8 protein-coding genes and 6 pseudogenes are annotated in these 18,103 nt (G+C 65.6%); 7 read left to right on the top strand and 7 right to left on the bottom strand.

All coding sequences use genetic code 11. The features are described from left to right. Nucleotides 1-41: 41 nt before the first annotated feature. A pseudogene (locus NHF48_RS05965) lies at nt 42-1,185 on the top strand (anhydro-N-acetylmuramic acid kinase). Nucleotides 1,186-1,442: 257 nt separating this feature from the next. On the opposite strand, the gene NHF48_RS05960 reads toward NHF48_RS05965, so the two are convergent. The 5 genes and pseudogenes from NHF48_RS05960 to NHF48_RS05940 form a co-directional block, all read right to left on the bottom strand. Continuing rightward, on the bottom strand, nt 1,443-1,769 hold the full coding sequence (locus NHF48_RS05960; protein WP_253070570.1) for a hypothetical protein: 327 nt from the start codon (nt 1,767-1,769) through the stop codon (nt 1,443-1,445). A gap of 89 nt (nt 1,770-1,858) precedes the next feature. Beyond that, a pseudogene (locus NHF48_RS05955) lies at nt 1,859-3,038 on the bottom strand (vWA domain-containing protein). Between the two features lie 12 nt (nt 3,039-3,050). Continuing rightward, nucleotides 3,051-3,746, bottom strand: a pseudogene (locus NHF48_RS05950) (CocE/NonD family hydrolase); the annotation flags it as partial. Nucleotides 3,747-3,870: 124 nt separating this feature from the next. Next, nucleotides 3,871-4,662: pseudogene (locus tag NHF48_RS05945) on the bottom strand (CocE/NonD family hydrolase); the annotation flags it as partial. A 499-nt stretch (nt 4,663-5,161) separates the two neighbouring features. After that, entirely contained in the window at nt 5,162-5,719 is a 558-nt protein-coding gene (locus NHF48_RS05940; protein WP_253070569.1) for a CHAP domain-containing protein, read from the bottom strand. Nucleotides 5,720-6,093: 374 nt separating this feature from the next. Here NHF48_RS05940 and NHF48_RS05935 point away from each other — a divergent pair, with 374 nt between their 5' ends. Continuing rightward, complete coding sequence (locus NHF48_RS05935; protein WP_253070568.1) at nt 6,094-6,519, top strand: hypothetical protein; 426 nt, start codon at nt 6,094-6,096, stop codon at nt 6,517-6,519. A gap of 29 nt (nt 6,520-6,548) precedes the next feature. Here the strand turns inward: NHF48_RS05935 and NHF48_RS05930 are convergent, their stop codons facing one another. Next, nucleotides 6,549-7,433 carry an AAA family ATPase gene (locus tag NHF48_RS05930; RefSeq protein ID WP_253070567.1) on the bottom strand — a complete coding sequence of 295 codons (885 nt, stop codon included), beginning with the start codon at nt 7,431-7,433 and terminating at the stop codon, nt 6,549-6,551. 187 nt (nt 7,434-7,620) lie between these two features. After that, nucleotides 7,621-8,175: pseudogene (locus NHF48_RS25790) on the bottom strand (DUF6975 family protein); the annotation flags it as partial. A gap of 268 nt (nt 8,176-8,443) precedes the next feature. Between NHF48_RS25790 and NHF48_RS05920 the strand changes: the two are divergent. From NHF48_RS05920 to NHF48_RS05900, 5 genes and pseudogenes are all read left to right on the top strand, one after another. Continuing rightward, a pseudogene (locus NHF48_RS05920) lies at nt 8,444-10,758 on the top strand (S9 family peptidase). Between the two features lie 6 nt (nt 10,759-10,764). Then, nucleotides 10,765-11,481 (top strand): MgtC/SapB family protein, encoded by a 717-nt coding sequence (locus NHF48_RS05915; RefSeq protein WP_253070565.1) that lies wholly within the window; start codon nt 10,765-10,767, stop codon nt 11,479-11,481. A 385-nt stretch (nt 11,482-11,866) separates the two neighbouring features. Next, the gene (locus tag NHF48_RS05910) at nt 11,867-12,892 is read left to right on the top strand and encodes an aspartate-semialdehyde dehydrogenase (RefSeq protein WP_253070564.1); all 1,026 of its coding nucleotides are present in this window, start codon (nt 11,867-11,869) and stop codon (nt 12,890-12,892) included. Between the two features lie 451 nt (nt 12,893-13,343). Beyond that, nucleotides 13,344-14,516 (top strand): hypothetical protein, encoded by a 1,173-nt coding sequence (locus NHF48_RS05905; protein ID WP_253070563.1) that lies wholly within the window; start codon nt 13,344-13,346, stop codon nt 14,514-14,516. Continuing rightward, a complete protein-coding gene (locus tag NHF48_RS05900; RefSeq protein ID WP_253070562.1) occupies nt 14,414-18,085 on the top strand; it encodes a beta strand repeat-containing protein in 3,672 nt (1,223 codons plus the stop codon). The genes NHF48_RS05905 and NHF48_RS05900 overlap by 103 nt, the downstream gene beginning before the upstream one ends. The last annotated feature ends 18 nt before the right edge of the window (nt 18,086-18,103 follow it).

The raw sequence follows: 18,103 nt of genomic DNA, 5'->3' as shown, positions 1-18,103 counted from the left end.
CTTCGGCCATGGATGGGCGGATTGCGCGGGAAGGAACCGATATGCTGGCGATTGGACTGATGTCGGGGACGTCGCTCGACGGGATCGATGCCGCGTTGATCGAGACCGACGGCGAGGCGTTCGTGCGGCCGATCGCGTTTCGTGGCGAACCGTATTCGGATGCGGCGCGGGCGCAGCTGGCGGAGGCGACGCGGATGGCGCTGACGTTCGAGCGGCCGCGTGCCAGTCCGCCGGTAGTCGCGGCGGGGGGAGCTGATCACGCGGGCGCACGTGTTTGCGGTGCACAAGTTGCTGGCGGATGCGGGGGTTGCGGCGGCGGAGGTCGATGTGATCGGCTTTCACGGGCAGACGATCGCGCATCGGCCGGATCGGCGCTGGACTTGGCAGATCGGCGACGGGGCGGCGGTGGCGCGGGCGACCGGGATCACGACGGTGTCGGACTTTCGGTCTGCTGATGTCGCGGCTGGTGGGCAGGGCGCGCCGTTGCTGCCGGTGTATCATGCGGCATTGGCGGCGGGGCTCGAGGGGCCGGTTGCGGTGCTGAACCTTGGTGGGGTGGGGAACATCACCTTCATTCCCGGTGGGCGGGACATGCACGATTCTGCGCGAGATGTCGCCGGAGCGGGCGCAGATGACGGACCGCGATGGGCTGGTAGCGTTCGATACCGGGCCGGCGAATGGATTGATCGATAGCTGGGTCGAGGCGGAGACGGGTGCCCGGTATGATGCCGGGGGGCGTTGGCGGCGTCTGGGCGGGTGGATGAGACTGTGTTGACGGCGATGCTCGATCATCCGTTTTTCGATGCGCCTCCGCCTAAGTCTCTGGATCGGAATGACTTTACGATCCAGCCGGCGCGGGGGCTGTCGGCGGCTGATGGGGCGGCGACTTTGACCGCGTTTACGGCGGCGACGGTGGCGGAGGCCTTGCGGCATTTGCCGGGTCGGCCGGTTCGGTTGCTGGTGGCGGGGGGTGGTCGGCATAATCCGACGATGCTGGCGATGATTGCCGAGCGGACCGGGTTGGTGGTGGAGCCTACCGATGTGCTCGGGTGGAACGGCGATGCGCTGGAGGCCGAGGGGTTCGCGTATATGGCGGTTCGGACGTTGAAGGGGCTGGCGATCAGTTTTCCGGGGACGACTGGGGTTCCGGTGGCGATGGCTGGTGGGGTTGTGGATCGGGTTTAGTTTGCCGGCCAGTGCGGAAACGCCTGTTCTCCCGCGAAGGCGGGAGCCCAGTCTGGGCTCCCGCCTTCGCGGGAGAACAAGGAAGTGCAAGCCGTCCAGTGTTGGATCTCCACCCCGGCGGCGGCCGGGGCCCAGTTGGGGGACGTTGCTAACTGAGGCTGCAACTCACCACTGCGACCTTTCCAACTGGGCCCCGGCCTTCGCCGGGGTGGTGCAGGGTGGGGTGGGCGGCAGCCCCGTATTCTCGTATTAACGTATCAGTGCGGCTTCTTCGCCTTGGCCGGCTTCTTCGGATCGGGCTTCTTCGGGGGTGCCTTCTTGTCCGCCGCATCCTTCGCGCGCAACGCAGGCGCTGCGATCGCTGCTGCAATACCCGCGATCACCGTCGCACCAACCGCGATCGCGGTCTTCGGGTGCGACTTCACCGCATCCGTTGCCGTCGCGAGGCCAGCCTTTGCCGCGTCGGTCGCGTCCTCGACCCAATCGCTGGTCGCCGCAGTCTTCTTCGCGTCGGGCTTCGGCTTGTGGTCGTCGTCGTGATGGACCTTGGCGTGCGGCATGGCGGAGTTGGGGATCGACGACATAGGGCTTGTCCTTCGGTAAGGGATGATGCCCGATAAACCGATCGCGTCCGTGACGGTTCCGTTACGGTCAGCGGCTTACCGTGCCGAAGTCACCGTTTGCGTGTCAGCTCGCGCATCGCATCGTCGAGCCCGGCGAGGCTCAGCGGGTACATCCGGTCGGTCATCAGCTCGCGGATGATCCGCACCGACTGCGAATAGCCCCATTGCGCCTCGGGCACCGGGTTGAGCCACGCCGCCGCCGGGTAGGTATTCGTCAGCCGCTGCATCCACACCGCGCCCGGCTCCTCGTTGAAATGCTCGACCGAGCCGCCGGGGTGGGTGATCTCGTACGGGCTCATCGACGCGTCGCCGACGAAGATCAGCTTGTAGTCGTGGCCGTATTTGTGGAGCAAGTCCCACATCGGCGTGCGCTCGGCGAAGCGCCGCGTGTTGTCCTTCCACACGCCTTCGTACGGGCAATTGTGGAAGTAGAAGAATTCGAGGTTCTTGAACTCGGTGGTCGCGGCCGAGAACAGTTCCTCGCAGAGCTTGACGAACGGGTCCATCGAGCCGCCGACGTCGAGGAACAGCAGCAGTTTTACCGCATTGCGACGCTCGGCGCGCATGACGATATCGAGATAGCCCTGGCGCGCGGTGCCGGCGATCGTGCCGTCGATGTCGAGTTCGTCGGCAGCGCCGTCGCGGGCGAAGCGGCGGAGGCGGCGGAGCGCGACCTTGATGTTGCGGGTGCCGAGTTCCTTGGTGTTGTCGAGGTTGCGGAACTCGCGCTGGTCCCAGACTTTCAGCGCGCGCTTGTGCGTGCTTTCGCCGCCGATGCGGACGCCTTCGGGGTTGTAGCCGCCATTGCCATACGGGCTCGTGCCGCCGGTGCCGACCCATTTGTTGCCGCCCTGGTGGCGTTCCTTCTGCTCCTCCAGGCGTTTCTTGAGAGTCTCCATGATCTCGTCCCACGAGCCGAGCGACTTGATCGCGGCCATCTCCTCGGGGGGTCAGGAATTTCTCGGCGACCGCCTTCAGCCAGTCCTCGGGGACGTCGCCGGCGGGCGTGCCGTAGCTGGTGGCGAGGCCGCGGAAGACCTTGGCGAAGACCTGGTCGAACTTGTCGAGCAGCCCCTCGTCCTTCACGTACACCGCGCGGGACAAATAGTAGAAATCCTCCGGCGTCCGCTCGATCACCTCGGCGTCGAGCGCCTCGAGCAGGATGAGGTGCTCCTTGAGGCTGGCGGGGATGCCGGCGCTGCGGAGTTCGTCGAGGAAGTTCAGGAACATGGGCTCACGTCCTCACTTGGTAGCCGCGATCGGCAGTTCGATCGCGCTGGGCTGCGCGGTCGAGTGGAAGACGCTGATCGTGGCCTTGCGGTAGTCGGCGGGCTTCGCGTCGAAGATGTTGGGGACATAGGTCTGCGGGTTGCGGTCGTAGAGCGGGAACCAGCTCGACTGGACCTGGACCATGATGCGGTGGCCGGGGAGGAAGACGTGGCTGGCGTTGGGTAGCACGACGCGGAAATGCGTCGGCTGGCCAGCGACGATCGGGGCCGGCTTCTCGAAGCTATCTCGGTAGCGGCCGCGCAAAATGTCCATCGAGACGGCGAGTTGGTAGCCGCCCATCTCGGGCTTGTCGGAATATTCGGCGGGGTAGACGTCGATCAGCTTCACTACGAAATCGCCATCGGTGCCGGTGGTGCTGGCGATCAGGTCGGCGACGGGCGCGCCGGCGATCGCGACCGGGCTGGTCAGCGGCGGCGTCTGGTAGGTCAGGACGTCGGTGCGATCGGAGAAGGGGCGCTGATCGTCGACCAGCCATTGCCGCCACGTCGAGCCGGTCGCGTAGGTCGGGCGGATCGGGCGGAGGCGGTAGGGGATCGGCTTCGCGGGGTCGGAGATATAGTCGTCGTGGCCGTCCTGCGCGGGGGCGGTGGTGCCGAGGCCGCTGGCGGGCTGGAAATAGAGTTTCTGCGTAGCGGACGCGTTCGGCCAGCCGGCTAGGGTCTGCCACTGATTGGTGCCGGTCTGGAACGCGGTGACGGGGGGCGAGCGGTGCGGGGCTACCGCCGGTCTTCAGCGCGCCGTTCAGGAACGGCAGCAGCACGTTCTTGCGGAACCAGAGCGCGGTGTCGGAATCGAAGCGGATCGCGCCGAGCGTCGAGCCGTCGCCGTTCGCGCCGCCATGCGCCCAGGGGCCCAGCGCGAGGTGGTTGACGTGGTTGGGGTCGACCTTCGACACGGCCTCATACGCCGCGACCGCGCCGTAGATGTCCTCCTGGTCCCATTGGCTGGCGACCCAGAGCGTCTGCACGGTCTGTGGTTGCTTGGGCAGGATCGTCTCGAGTGCCTGGCCTTGCCAGAACGCATCGTAGGTCGGGTGATCGTGGAGGCGGTTGACGAACGGCAACTGCTCTAGCCCGCGACTCTTCACGAACGCGCTGGCGGACCCGGCGCGCAGGAACGTGTCGTAATCGTCGTACGCGTCGCGCCACAGGTCGCCGGCTTCGCCCTTAGCGGCGTCCTGCGTGTAGTAATAGTCGTAGCCGATCTGGCGGAACGCGCCGCCGTGGAAGTCGTCGTCGCCCTTCCAGGTGTTGATCACCGGGTTCATCGGGACGGCGGCCTTCAGCGCGGGGTGCGGGTTCACGAGCGCCATCGCGGCCATCATGCCGTCGTAGCTGCCACCCATGATGCCGACGCGGCCGTTGCTGTTTTCGAGGTTCTTCACGAGCCAGTCGATCGTGTCGTACGCGTCGGTGGAGTGGTCGACCTTGGTCCTGTTGAGCGGGCCGATCAGCGGGCGTTCGTTGATGTACGCGCCGTTCGAGCCGTTCTTGCCGCGGACGTCTTCGAACACGCGGATGTAGCCGGCATCGAAGAACATCGCGTCGGATGCGCGCAAGTTCATCGCGCCGCTCGGGCTGGACGATCGGCTGGCGACGCTCTCGGCGTTGTAGGGGGGTGCGCTGGAGCAGGATCGGCGCGTCGGTGACGCCCTTGCGCTGGACGATGACCGCGTGGAGCGTGACACCGTCGCGCATCGGGATGTCAACCTCGCGGCGGTCGAAGTCGAAGCTGGCGTTGGCGGGGACGAACTTGGCGGGGATGTCGCCACCGGGCGGCGGGGACTTTTCCTTCTGCGCCAGCGCGGACGTTGTGAGCAGCGCAAGGGTGATCGTCGTAAGAGCCTTGAACCGCATTGTTATCCTCACCGTCTTTTCGGCTACGGTGGTGGCACGGTTTCGAGGGTGGCGGCAATGCTTAGTATTGAAGCGTGCGGGTCTTCTGGCTCCCCCCCCTGGAAGGGAGGGGGCTTGGGGGTGGGTAGGCCAGCTTGAGCCACTCCCGTTCGGATGTGCGGAAGCCGACCCACCCCCGACCCCTCCCTTTCAGGGGAGGGGGCGAAGTCAGCGGGCGATCGGTTCGCCGCTTACGGGCACATACGCATCGATCAGCGCGCCGACATAATCAGGGTTCCGGCTCGTCAGTTCGGCAGCCGCATGCGCGTGGCCATAGATGAAGCCGTACACTGGATACACCCCGCCGCCGAGGCCATCGACGTCCTTGTACCAGACCTTCACGTCGCTCCAGTCGTTGTTGCGCGAGACGTCGAACAGCGTGACGTCCTGCTCGGCATGGCCGCGCTCACCGTTCTGGCGTGACCAGTTGGCGTGGGTGAGCATGACGACGCGCTTCTCGACCACCCGGCTGACGACCGCGACGTGGCCGAACGGCAGGCGCGGGGTCTTGGCGAAGACGATGACCGCGCCTTCCTTGGGCTTGTGCGTGCGTTCGTACTTGCCGTCGGCCTGCTCCCACCAGGTCCAGGCGTTGCCGTAGATCTGGATGCCCGACGCGGCGCGCGCGAAGGGGACGCACTGGCCGACATAGTCGAGCAGAGAGGCGGATGCGGGGGGCGGCCATGCCGATTGCCAGCAGTGCCGGCGCCCAACGACGGAAAGCATACAATCTCATGCCGTCACCTTGCCGGACAGGTATGGCATTATTGTTGCCGCAGATGGTTAATGTGCATCAATATCTATTCCGTCGGACTTCGCCGCGATCGGCTCGCCAATCGCCGTGACCGTCTCGACGAATTGCGGTCACAATGGCGCCGAATAGCTGAACGGCCGGTGACGTCGATCCTGTTGATTCAAATACGTATAGTTCTCGAACACGGCCCACGAAAACTGCGGCGTCGTGCAATAACTCCGAAGTGGTCGCGTATCGACGGACCGATCCCGGGATTTGCGTTCAAAGAGACTACGTGGTTCCCCGATCGGAATACTTCGCTTGTCCGACTGAGTGATCACCGTTTCACCATAAAAGGATTGTGATCATGTCGGTCGATATCAGCGATACAATCGATGCAGTTGCGGCAGAAGCGTTGCTCACCAGTGCCGTGAACTGGAAGCAGTATGACGGGCTCCGCGTCGCGGCGCACACGACGAGTGCGATCTATCTGGTCATGTGGGGCGAGCTTCACTGGATTCCCGATCCCGCTACCTTCAACAGCCTTTTCAAGGACTGGAGCGGAATCATCAACAGCGACTATATCGTCGACAACATGCCGAAGGGACTGGCGCTCGCCGCGGGCTCGTTCATCGCGATCAGCGGAGCGTCACCCGCCTGGTATTTCGTGACGCTTGGCAAGAAGCTGCACATCCCCGATCCGGCGACGGTGAACCGCTTCAACTTCCGCAGCCCGATCTCGCTGCCGCATCTGGCGCTGGACTATATCCCGACGGGTCCGAACGTCACGTAACGCTCGAAATATCGGACCGGCGGCGGTGCTCATGCACGGCCGCCGGTTCCTCTAGAGTTTACCCCCTGGTTCTTCTGGCGCTTCGCCATGAAGGCGAGGCGTTCGAACAGCATGACGTCCTGTTCGTTCTTCAGCAGCGCGCCGTGGAGCGGCGGGATCGCCTTGGTCGGGTCGCGGTTCTGGAGGATGTCGAGCGGCATGTCTTCGTGGAGCAGCAGCTTCAGCCAGTCGAGCAACTCGCTGGTCGACGGTTTCTTCTTCAGGCCCGGCACGTCGCGGACGTCGTAGAACAGGTCCATCGCCTTGCTGACCAGGATCTTCTGGATGCCGGGGAAATGGACGTCGACGATCGCCTGCATTGTCTGGCGATCGGGGAACTTGATGTAGTGGAAGAAGCAGCGGCGCAGGAACGCGTCGGGCAGTTCTTTTTCGTTGTTGCTGGTGATGATGACGATCGGGCGCTCGACCGCGCGCACGGTTTCCTTGGTCTCGTAGACGTGGAATTCCATCCGATCGAGTTCCTGCAACAGGTCGTTGGGGAACTCGATATCGGCCTTGTCGATCTCGTCGATCAGCAGGACGGGCGGCGCGGGCTGGGTGAACGCCTCCCACAGCTTGCCCTTGCGGATATAGTTGCCGATGTCGTGGACGCGCGCGTCGCCAAGCTGGCCGTCGCGCAGGCGGGCGACCGCGTCATATTCGTACAGGCCCTGCTGCGCCTTGGTGGTCGACTTGATGTTCCACTCGATCAGCGGCGCGCCGAGTGCCTTGGCGATCTCGTAGGCGAGCACGGTCTTGCCGGTGCCGGGCTCGCCCTTGATCAGCAGCGGGCGGCGCAGCGTGACGGCGGCGTTGACCGCGACTTTCAAATCGTCGGTCGCGACGTAGCTCTGGGTGCCCTCGAAGCGCTTCATGCGATGTCCCGTCCGGTTCTGAATACCCGGTATGGATAGAGGGGAAGCGTCGGTCAGCGCAAGCGGTCAGAGGTCGCCGCGGGCACTCGATCGCGCTTCGAGCAGCGACCACAGGCCGCGGTGCTGTGCAAAAAAGTTGCTCCGCGCCGAACAGGATTGCGCGCTGGCAACCGGGCGATGCACCGAGTTCCGCGACGAGCGCGGCGGTGTCGGTCTCGGACGGAAGCGTGATCGCGGGGACGGCTACTCCGAACCGCTCGGCGGCGACATCGAGGACGCGGCGGATCGCGCGCCAGTCATGGAGCAGCGCAGCCACCGCCCCGGTCGCACATCCACGACGCTCCGAACGGGCGAGCATTTCGAGTGCGTGACGTTCGCCGACCAGCGCCGACTCGCTCTCCGCCTGGCCTGGGGTCGAGGGTAGGGGGCCGACCGCGGCGGTGAGGTGTGCGAGATAGGTGCGCTCGTCCGCGAAGCCACTGGCGGCGGCGGCGAGCCAGTCCGATGCCTCGGGCTGGATCGCGCGGGCGAGCACGTCGACGATTAGGCCGGGATGGTCGCCGTGGACCGCGCACAGCGCGTGGACCGCGTCGGAGAGGTTGCGCTGGCCCGGACCGCCGGCGATCAGGCGCGCATGATGCGGATGCGCTGCGCTGCCGTCCGCGTCGGCGAGCGCGACGAACGCATCCCATGCGCTCCGCTCGCTCGGCTCCCCGTCCTGTATGCCCGCGTTCGAAACCATCATTCCCCGGCCGTGCTGCACCACGGAAATCTCGATCCGCGACGATGTCCCGCTTGCCATAAACGAAGGACGTAAAGACGGAGTTTACGGAGCGTTCATTATGCCGTGTTGGAGGGAAATGACGCTGATGCGAGTCGGGGTCGTTTCGGTTCGCTCGGCATCACGATGCGCCCTTTACGGCAGAGCATGCCGCCGCGATAACGCGCGACCGAACATTTTCGGGTCCGTCGGGCGGTATCCGGCGGGGTGATCCCACGGAGACTACAGGATGCGCACATGGTTGCTCGGGCTTGCACTTGCTTCGGTCGGAACCGCCGCGATGGCCGCTGATCAGGTCACGCCGCCGGCCGCGCCTGCTGCACCCGCTCCTGCACCGATACGTCCGGTCGAAGCCGCCAAGCCCGGCGACCTGACGATGGCGCGCGTGTTCGGCAATCCGGACCTGTCGGGATCGCAGCCGAAAGCGGTCCGCCTGTCGCCCGACGGCACGCTGCTGACGAGCTTGCGCAACCGCGCCGACGAGAAGGAGCGCTTCGATCTCTGGGCGGTCGATACCGCGACGGGCCAAGCGCGAATGCTGGTCGATTCGAAGACCGTCGGCAGCGGCGCGGAACTGACCGAGGCCGAGAAGATGCAGCGCGAGCGGGCGCGGATCGGCGGCCAGAAGGGCATCGTCGCGTACGACTGGGCACCCGATGGCAAATCGATCCTCGTGCCCCTCGACGGCGACCTGTATCTCGCCGGCCTCGACGGCAAGGTGAAGCGGCTGACCAACACGCCCGGCGGCGAGCTGAACCCGGTGGTCAGCCCCATGGGCAGCTTCGTCTCGTTCGTCCGCGACCAGAACGTCTTCGTGCAGCCGCTCGCCGGCGGCGACGCGCGCGCTGGTGACGACGGGCGGCGGCGGCACCGTGCATTTCGGCGAGGCGGAGTTCGTCGCGCAGGAGGAAATGGATCGCCGCACGGGCTATTGGTGGTCGCCCGACGAGCAATATGTCGCGGTGGAGCGTTTCGACGAGGCGCCGGTCCATACCGCGACGCGCGCGTCGATCGGCGCGACCGGGACCAAGGTTTACGAACAGCGCTATCCGGCTGCCGGTACGCCCAACGTGCTGGTCGACCTGTACATCATGAAGCCCGATGGCTCGGGTCAGGCGAAGGTCGATCTCGGCACCAACCCCGATATCTATCTCGCGCGCGTAGACTGGACGCCGGATGGCCGGATGCTGCTCGTCCAGCGCCAGAGCCGTGACCAGAAACTGCTGGAGATGCTTCGCGTCGATCCGGCGACGGGCAAGTCCACGGTGCTGTTCACCGAGAAGTCGGGCGTGAAGAGCTGGCTCAACCTGTCGGATGCATATCACGTGCTCAAGGACGGGAGCCTGATCTGGCGGTCGGAGCGGAGCGGTTACGGCCAACTCTACCGGTTCGCGTCGGGCAAGTGGACGCAGCTGACCAAGGGCGACTGGGTCGTCACCGATCTGGTCGGCGTGGACGAAACCAAGGGGCGTCTGTTCTTCCTCGGCAACAAGCACGATGTGCTCGAGCAGCAGCTCTATTCGGTCGACGTCGCCAAGCCGAACGTCATCACCAAGCTGACCGAAACCGGCTGGTGGAACAGCGCGACGATGGACGCCGCCGCGAGCCGGTTCATCATCTCGCGCTCGAATCCCAAGCAGCCGACGCAGGTCTATCTGGCGGATGCGACCGGCAAGCGGCTCTCGTGGATCAACGAGAATGCGGTGGTCGAGGGGCATCCCTATTATCCGTATCTCGCCAGCCATCAGGAGACCAAGTTCGGCACGCTGAAGGCGAAGAACGGCATGACGCTCCACTGGGAGATGATCACGCCGCCGCTGGAGCCGGGCAAGAAATACCCGGTGTTCTTCGAGCATTATGGCGGACCAGGCACCGGCCAGGTCGTCACGCGCGGTTGGCAGGGGGCGCTGCCGCAATATCTGGTTGATCGCGGGTGGATCTATTTCAAGATCGACAATCGCGGTTCGTACAACCGCGGCAAGGCGTTCGAGGACCAGATCTATCACGCGATGGGCACGGTCGAGGTCGAGGACCAGCTGTCGGGTGCGAACTATCTGAAATCGCTGCCGTTCGTCGAACCCAGCAAGATCGCGACTTATGGCTGGTCCTATGGCGGCTACATGTCGCTGAAGATGCTGGAGAAGACGCCGGGCGTGTATGCGGCCGCGGTCTCGGCGCGCGCCGGTCACCGACTGGCAGCTGTACGACACGCATTATACCGAGCGGTATCTCGGCGATCCGGCGAAGGACCCGGCGAGCTATGCGACGTCGGCGGCGGTCGAGGAGGCCAACAAGATCGTCGATCCGTTGCTGCTGATCCACGGCATGGCGGACGATAACGTGTTCCTCGACAATTCGACCAAGGTGGCCGCGCGGATGCAGGCGACCGCGACGCCGTTCGAGATGATGTTCTACCCCGGCTATACGCACCGCGTGGCGGGGCCGGGGATCAGTGAGCATGTCTGGGGGACGATCCTGAACTTCCTCGACCGGACGGTGAAGGACAAGCCGGTGCCTGAGGCGGCTGCGGCGCCGGCTAAGTAATTTCCGATGCGGTTCGTCGAGACGTTTCACCTGTGGCCGTTCCTCGACACGGTGGTGAGCTATATCGCCGCGTTCGTGTTCGGGACGCTGATCGGGGCGGAACGGCAATATCGCCAGCGAACCGCGGGGTTGCGGACGAACACGCTGGTCGCGCTCGGGTCGGCGGCGTTCGTCGATCTCGGGCAACGGCTGGGCGGCGACGTCGAGTCGATCCGGATCATCGCCTATGTCGTGTCGGGGATCGGCTTCCTCGGCGCGGGCGTGATCATGAAGGAGGGGATGAACGTTCGCGGGCTGAACACTGCGGCGACGCTCTGGTGCTCGGCGGCGGTGGGGTCGTGCGCGGGCAGCGACATGATCGCAGAGGCGGGGTTGCTCACCTTCGTCGTGCTGCTGGCGAACACCGCGCTGCGGCCACTGGTCGACGGGATCAACCGAATCCCGACCGAGGGGCGGACGATCGAGGCTACGTATAGCGTGATGGTGACGGTGGCGGCGGCGGATGCGGGGCCGATCGGCGATCTGGTGGTCGAGCATCTGGAGGCGGCGCAGTTGCAGGTGGCGGAGCTGGACGTGACCGAGCGGGGGGAGGACCGGGTGGAGATTGCGGCGACGCTGGTGGCGACGAACGTGCCGGCGGAAGAGCTGGATGCGATCACGGATCACCTCGCGAAGGTGCACGGGATCGAGCATGCGACGTGGCAGGCGCGTACGCACGATTGAGGCGGGGGGCGGATCTAGCTGTGCACCTTCCCCAACACACCACCCCGGCGAAGGCCGGGGCCCAGTTGGAAAGGTCGCAGTAATGGACCGCAGCGCTCAATTAGCAACGTCCCCCAACTGGGCCCCGGCCTCCGCCGGGGTGGTGCTACTGCTGGACAGGTGCTGATCCATTTTGCCGAGCACTAGCTTGTTCCCCCGCGAAGGCGGGGGCCCAGACTGGGCTCCCGCCTTCGCGGGAGAACACGGAAGGGAGGGGTGCCGTCTCCCAGGTCCGGCCAAACCTCGACTACCCCCAAACTCCCCTATCCGCGCAACAAGTCGAAAGCCGTTGGACCTCGCCGCGCAACGTCGGTACTGCCCGCCCAAGTCCAATCGGAGTTAAGACATGGGTTATCGGGTGGTGGTCGCAGGTGCGACCGGCAATGTCGGGCGTGAGATCCTCAACATCCTGGCGGAGCGCCAGTTTCCGGCGGACGAGATCGCCTGCGTCGCGTCGTCGCGCAGCCAGGGGTTGATGGTCGATTACGGCGACACCGGCAAGCAGATCAAATGCACGAACATCGAGCATTTCGACTGGAACGGCTGGGACATGGCGCTGTTCGCGATCGGCTCCGAGGGTTCGGCGATCTACGCGCCGATCGCGGCGGCTGCCGGCTGCGTCGTGATCGACAATTCGTCGCTCTACCGCATGGACCCCGACGTGCCGCTGATCGTGCCCGAGGTAAATCCCGAGGCGATCGACGGCTACAAGGTCCGCAACATCATCGCCAACCCGAACTGCTCGACCGCGCAGATGGTCGTCGCGCTGAAGCCGTTGCACGACGCGGCGAAGATCCTGCGCGTGGTCGTCTCGACCTACCAGTCGGTCTCCGGCGCGGGCAAGGCGGGCATGGACGAGCTGTTCGAGCAGAGCCGCAACATCTTCGTCGGCGATCCCGCAGAGCCCAAGCTGTTCACCAAGCAGATCGCGTTCAACGTGATCCCGCATATCGACAGCTTCCTCGACGACGGCTCGACCAAGGAAGAGTGGAAGATGGTGGTCGAGACCAAGAAGATCCTCGACAAGAAGATCAAGGTCACCGCGACCTGCGTCCGCGTACCCGTGTTCGTCGGCCATTCGGAATCGATCAACATCGAGTTCGAGAACGAGATCTCGGCCGAGGAAGCGCAGAACATCCTCCGCGAGGCGCCCGGCATCATGCTGGTCGATAAGCGCGAGGACGGCGGCTACATTACGCCGATCGAGTGCGTCGGCGACTTCGCGACCTACATCAGCCGCGTGCGCGAGGATCCGACCGTCGAGAACGGCCTGAACCTGTGGTGCGTCAGCGACAACCTTCGCAAGGGGGCGGCACTGAACGCGGTGCAGATCGCGGAGTTGCTCGGGCGCCGGCATCTGCAGAGGGCGTAGTCGGGCGGGGCCATCGCGCCTCCAGCACGCTCCAAAAGACCGATCGAAACCGCGTCGTCACCTCGTGTGACGGCGCGGTTTTGCGATCCGCGTCCCATGACGAGTGCGAGCGACCGAAGTCACCGATCGAACCGAATTGCGGTGATTTTGCTGGGGCGGTTGGATAGCGACCAATTTGGATGTGATCATTAACGATCCGAAATACCGGATACAGCAACAGTCTGGTCGCAAACGCGATCTATGCAACAAGAACGGTTTTATCTTCCGATCGATATGGATTTAAGTTGTGTAGAATAACGATAACTTGCTTTGTCTGTTCCGTATCTATGCTTATTTATTACGGTAACAGACTGTTAGTATTACAGGGGTGAACATCCTCCCGTTCCGATAGTCGAATCTAGAGTTCGACGATGCGGAAAATCAGGGCTGCTGTTGCAGTCGTCAGTGGAGGTTGTTTGATGTCCAACGCGTTTGTTCGCCCGCAGAATCGAGACGCCGTGACGCCGACTGGCGCCAAGACGTTCGCTTCGCATCCTGCAAAGTCGCCCACCTTTACCCGCACGCTGCGCCGCCTGCGCGATGGCGCTTCGTTGATCGGGCTGGCGACCACGTCGCTGTTCGCGGCGCAGTCGGCGTCGGCGCAGACGACGCCCGCGCCGAACATCGTTGGAGCCTGCTCGGGGTCAGCCTACCGCGTTCGGTAGTCACGGACATCCTCAGCCCGGTCGTTACCGGCATCGCAACCCCGGTCCAGAGCACCGTCAACCCGATCCTCAGCAACGTGAAGAGCATCTCCGGGGTACTGACGGTGTCCGTTCTCGGTCTGCCGCCGCTCGTTGCCAACCTGCCGAGCGTGCCGACCCCGGCGCTCAGCATCGACGTTGCCGGTATCCTGAACGATGCGGCGAACAATGCGCCGCTCACGTTGTCGGTGCTCAACTCCAATGGCGTCGCGGTCGGCCCGAACGACTCCTGCGTCACCCAGGCGGACGGGTTCACCTTGCGTAATCCGGCCGGTATCGCGATCGGCGGCAATCGGATCACCGGCCTCGGGGCGAACGGATTCGAGGCCTTCGCAGCCGATCCCAATGCCATCGCGTTCGGCAACTCCGCTCGGACCGGAGCGGGCGCGGTTGGCGCGATCGCATTCGGCGGCCAGGCGCAGGTCGCCGACAATGCAACCGGCGCGATCGCTCTCGGCACCGGTGCCAGTGCGACCGCAGCGAACGGCGTCGCGCTAGGCGCGGGCAGCGTATCCTCGCGGGCGGCCGCAACCGGCTATACCGCGATCGGGCTCGCTTTTCCCCAGAACTCGGCCGGCGAAGTCTCGGTCGGCGCGGCGGGTGCCGAACGCCAGATCACCAACGTCGCGGCGGGCACCGCGGCAACCGATGCGGTCAACGTCGCCCAGCTCACCGGCGTCCAGGCGCAGATCGGCACGCTCGCAAGCGGTGCGGTCCAATATGACGGTGCGACCCGTACCAGCGTGACGCTGGGGGAGCCGGTACCGGCGCGCCGGCGGTGGCGCTGCGCAACGTTGCGGCAGGCACGCTCGGCGCGACCTCGACCGATGCGGTCAACGGCAGCCAGCTGTTCGCGACCAACGCCAACGTCACGAACCTGACGACCAACATCAGCAACGGCGCGATCGGCGCGCTGCAATATTCCAACGCCGCGACGCCGACCGTTCCGAATGGCGGCGTTCCCTCCAACGACGCTGCCCTGGTCGGTGTCGCGGCGGGCCCGGTCGGGCTGCACAATGTCGCCAATGGCGTCGTTGCCGCCGGATCGACCGACGCGGTCAACGGCGGACAATTGTCGACCGTGACGGATCAGGTCGGCACGCTGGCCGGGCTCGCCGTCCAGTATGACGACGCGACGCGGACGCGGGCGACGTTGGGCGGTGTCGGGACTGGCGCGGCGCCCGTCGCGTTGACCAACGTCGCGGCAGGTGCGCTCGGTGCGACCTCGACCGATGCGGTGAACGGCAGCCAGTTGTTCGCGACCAACACCAACGTCACCAACACCAACACCGCGCTGACGAACCTGACCACCAACATCAGCAATGGTGGCATCGGCGCCGTCCAGTATTCGAACGCCGCGACGCCGACCGTGCCGAATGGCGGCGTGCCGAGCAACGACGTCGCGCTGGTCGGTGCGGCTGCAGGACCGGTCGGGCTGCACAATGTCGCCGCGGGTGTCGTCGCGACGGGATCGACCGATGCCGTCAACGGCGGTCAGCTGTCGACGGTCGTCGATCAGGTGGGCACGCTCAACACACTGGCGGTCCAGTATGACGATGCGACCCGCGCCCGCGTGACTTTGGGCGGCTTCGGTGCGGCACCGGTCGGGCTCGGCAACGTCGCGGCAGGTGCGCTCGGCGCGACCTCCACGGATGCGGTCAACGGCAGTCAGCTGTTCGCGACCAACACCAACGTCACCAACCTGACGACCAACATCGCCAACGGCGCGATCGGTGCGCTGCAATATTCCAGCGCGGGTGCACCGACCACGCCGAACGGTGGCGTGCCGTCGAACGACGCCACGCTGGTGGGCGGTGCCGCCGGCGCGGTCGCTCTGCACAATGTCGCGGATGGCGCGGTCGCGGTGGGTTCGACCGACGCGGTCAATGGCGGTCAGCTTGCCCTGGTCTCGGGGCAGGTCGGCACACTGAACGGTTTGGCGGTGCAGTATGACGACCTCAGCCGGTCGCGCGTGACCTTCGGCGGGGCTGGTGCCGCACCCGTCGTGCTCGGCAACGTCGCGGCGGGGACGCTGGGCGCAACCTCGACCGAAGCAGTGAACGGCAGCCAGCTGTTCGCGACCAATACCAACGTCACCAACACCAACACCGCGCTGACCAACCTGACCACCAACATCAGCAATGGCGGCATCGGCGCGGTGCAATATTCCAACGCCGCGACGCCGACCACGCCCAATGGCGGCGTGCCGAGCAACGACGTCGCGCTGGTCGGTGCGGCGGCTGGCCCGGTCGGATTGCACAATGTCGCGAATGGCAATGTCGCGGTGGGATCGACCGATGCGGTCAACGGTGGTCAGCTCGCCAGTGTCTCCGGACAAGTCAGCGGCCTGTCGGCACTCGCGGTGCAGTATGACGATGTCGGCCGCTCGCGGATCACGCTTGGCGGCGTCAGTACGGGCGCAGCTCCCGTCGTGATCGGCAACGTCGCGGCAGGCGCGCTCGGTGCGACCTCGACCGAGGCGGTCAACGGCAGCCAGCTGTTCGCCACCAATACCAACGTCTCGAACTTGACGACGAACATCGCGAATGGCGCGATCGGTGCGCTCCAATATTCGAGCGCAGGTGCACCGACCACGCCGAATGGCGGCGTACCGTCGAACGACGTGACGCTCGTCGGAGGTGCGGCTGGTGCCGTCGCCTTGCACAATGTCGGCAACGGCGTGGTGGCGGCCGGCTCGACCGATGCGGTCAACGGTGGCCAGCTGGCAACCGTTGCCGGCCAGGTCGGCAATCTCGCCGCGCTGTCGGTGCAGTATGACGATCCGACCCGGACGCGCGTAACGCTGGGTGGGGCAGGCAACGCGCCGGTCGTGCTCGGCAACGTCGCAGCGGGAACGCTTGCGGCAGGGTCGACCGAAGCGGTCAACGGCGGGCAGCTCGTCGGGCTCGGCACCAGCGTCGCGGCAGGCCTGGGTGGACTGTCGAGCTACGACGCGGCCACCAACCGCGTACTCGCCTCGATCGGGTTCGGCGGGGTGCAATATGGCAACGTCCAGTCGGTCTTCGACGCGGTCGATGGTGCGATCAACGGCGGTGCGGGCATCCGGTATTTCCGGGTTCTCTCGACCCGCGGCGACAGCGTCGTGACGGGTACCGACAGCATCGCGATCGGGCCGGAAGCGACCGCCACCGCGGACAACAGCGTTGCCATCGGCACCGGCTCCTCGGCGCTTCGTGGCGGTACGCTCGGCTACGCCGCGCTGGGGCTCGCGGGCTTGCAGAACTCGGTCGGTGAAGTGTCGGTCGGGTCGGCCGGTGGCGCTCGCCAGATCACCAACGTTGCGGCAGGCACCGCGGCGACCGATGCCGCCAACGTCGGCCAGGTCGCAGGGGTCGCGGCGCAGGTCGCGGCACTGGGCACCACCACCGTCCAGTACGACAACGGCACGAAGAACTCGATCACGCTCGGCGGTGCCGGCGGGACGGTCATCACCAACGTCGCGGCGGGCAACGTTGCCGCCGGGTCGACCGACGCGGTCAACGGCGCGCAGCTTGCGGCGACCAACACGCAGGTGGCGAACAATACGACCGCGATCACCAACCTGGGCAACCAGATCAGCAACGGTGCGACCGGGCCGGTGCAATACTCCAACCCCGGCAGCGCCACCACGCCGAACGGCGGCACGAAGACCAACGACCTGACGCTGGTCGGTGCGGCGGCTGGCCCCGTCGGCCTGCACAACGTCGCGGGCGGCTCGATCGCGGCGGGTTCGACCGACGCGGTCAATGGCGGGCAGGTCTATGCCCTGGCGCTGACGGCGGTGAACGCAGTGTCGTACAACACCGATGCCAACGGCGTGCGGACCAACACCGTGACGCTGGCGGGCGGCAATGCGGCGGCGCCGGTGACGATCGCCAACGTGGCCGCAGGTACGGTCGCGGCGGGGTCTGCCGAAGCGGTGAACGGTGGGCAGCTCTACACCACCAACCAGGCGGTCGCGACAGCACAGGGCACCGCGAACAGTGCGCTCGCGCTGGGTAGCAACTCGGTGCAATACGGTCCTTCGCGTACCAACGTGACGTTCAACGCAGGCGGTCAGGCAACCGTGCTGAGCAACGTCGCGGCGGGCGTGTCGACCACCGACGCGGTCAACGTCGGGCAGCTGAACTCGGGCATCAACTCTGCGGTGACGCAGGCGAACGCCTATACCGACGGACGGATCGCGGCGCTCGACTTCGATCTGCGCAACCTCCGCCGGGACAGCTTCGCCGGGACCTCCAACGCGCTGGCAGCAGCCGGACTCCCGCAGGCGTATGAAGCGGGCAAGGGGATGATCGCGATGGGTGGCGGCACCTATGCCGGCCAGTCGGCGGTCGCGGTCGGGATGTCGAAGGCGTTCAGCGATGGCCACACGGTCGTCAAGCTGAGCGGCACCTATGACTCGCAGGGCCGTGCCGGTGCATCGGGCGGGATCGGGTATCAGTTCTGATCCTGTCTTTGGAAGTTG

Source organism: Sphingomonas sp. H160509 (assembly GCF_024124765.2).
GTDB lineage: Bacteria > Pseudomonadota > Alphaproteobacteria > Sphingomonadales > Sphingomonadaceae > Sphingomonas.
Note: the sequence above shows the minus strand (reverse complement) of the source record. Positions and strands in the feature narration are given on the sequence as shown.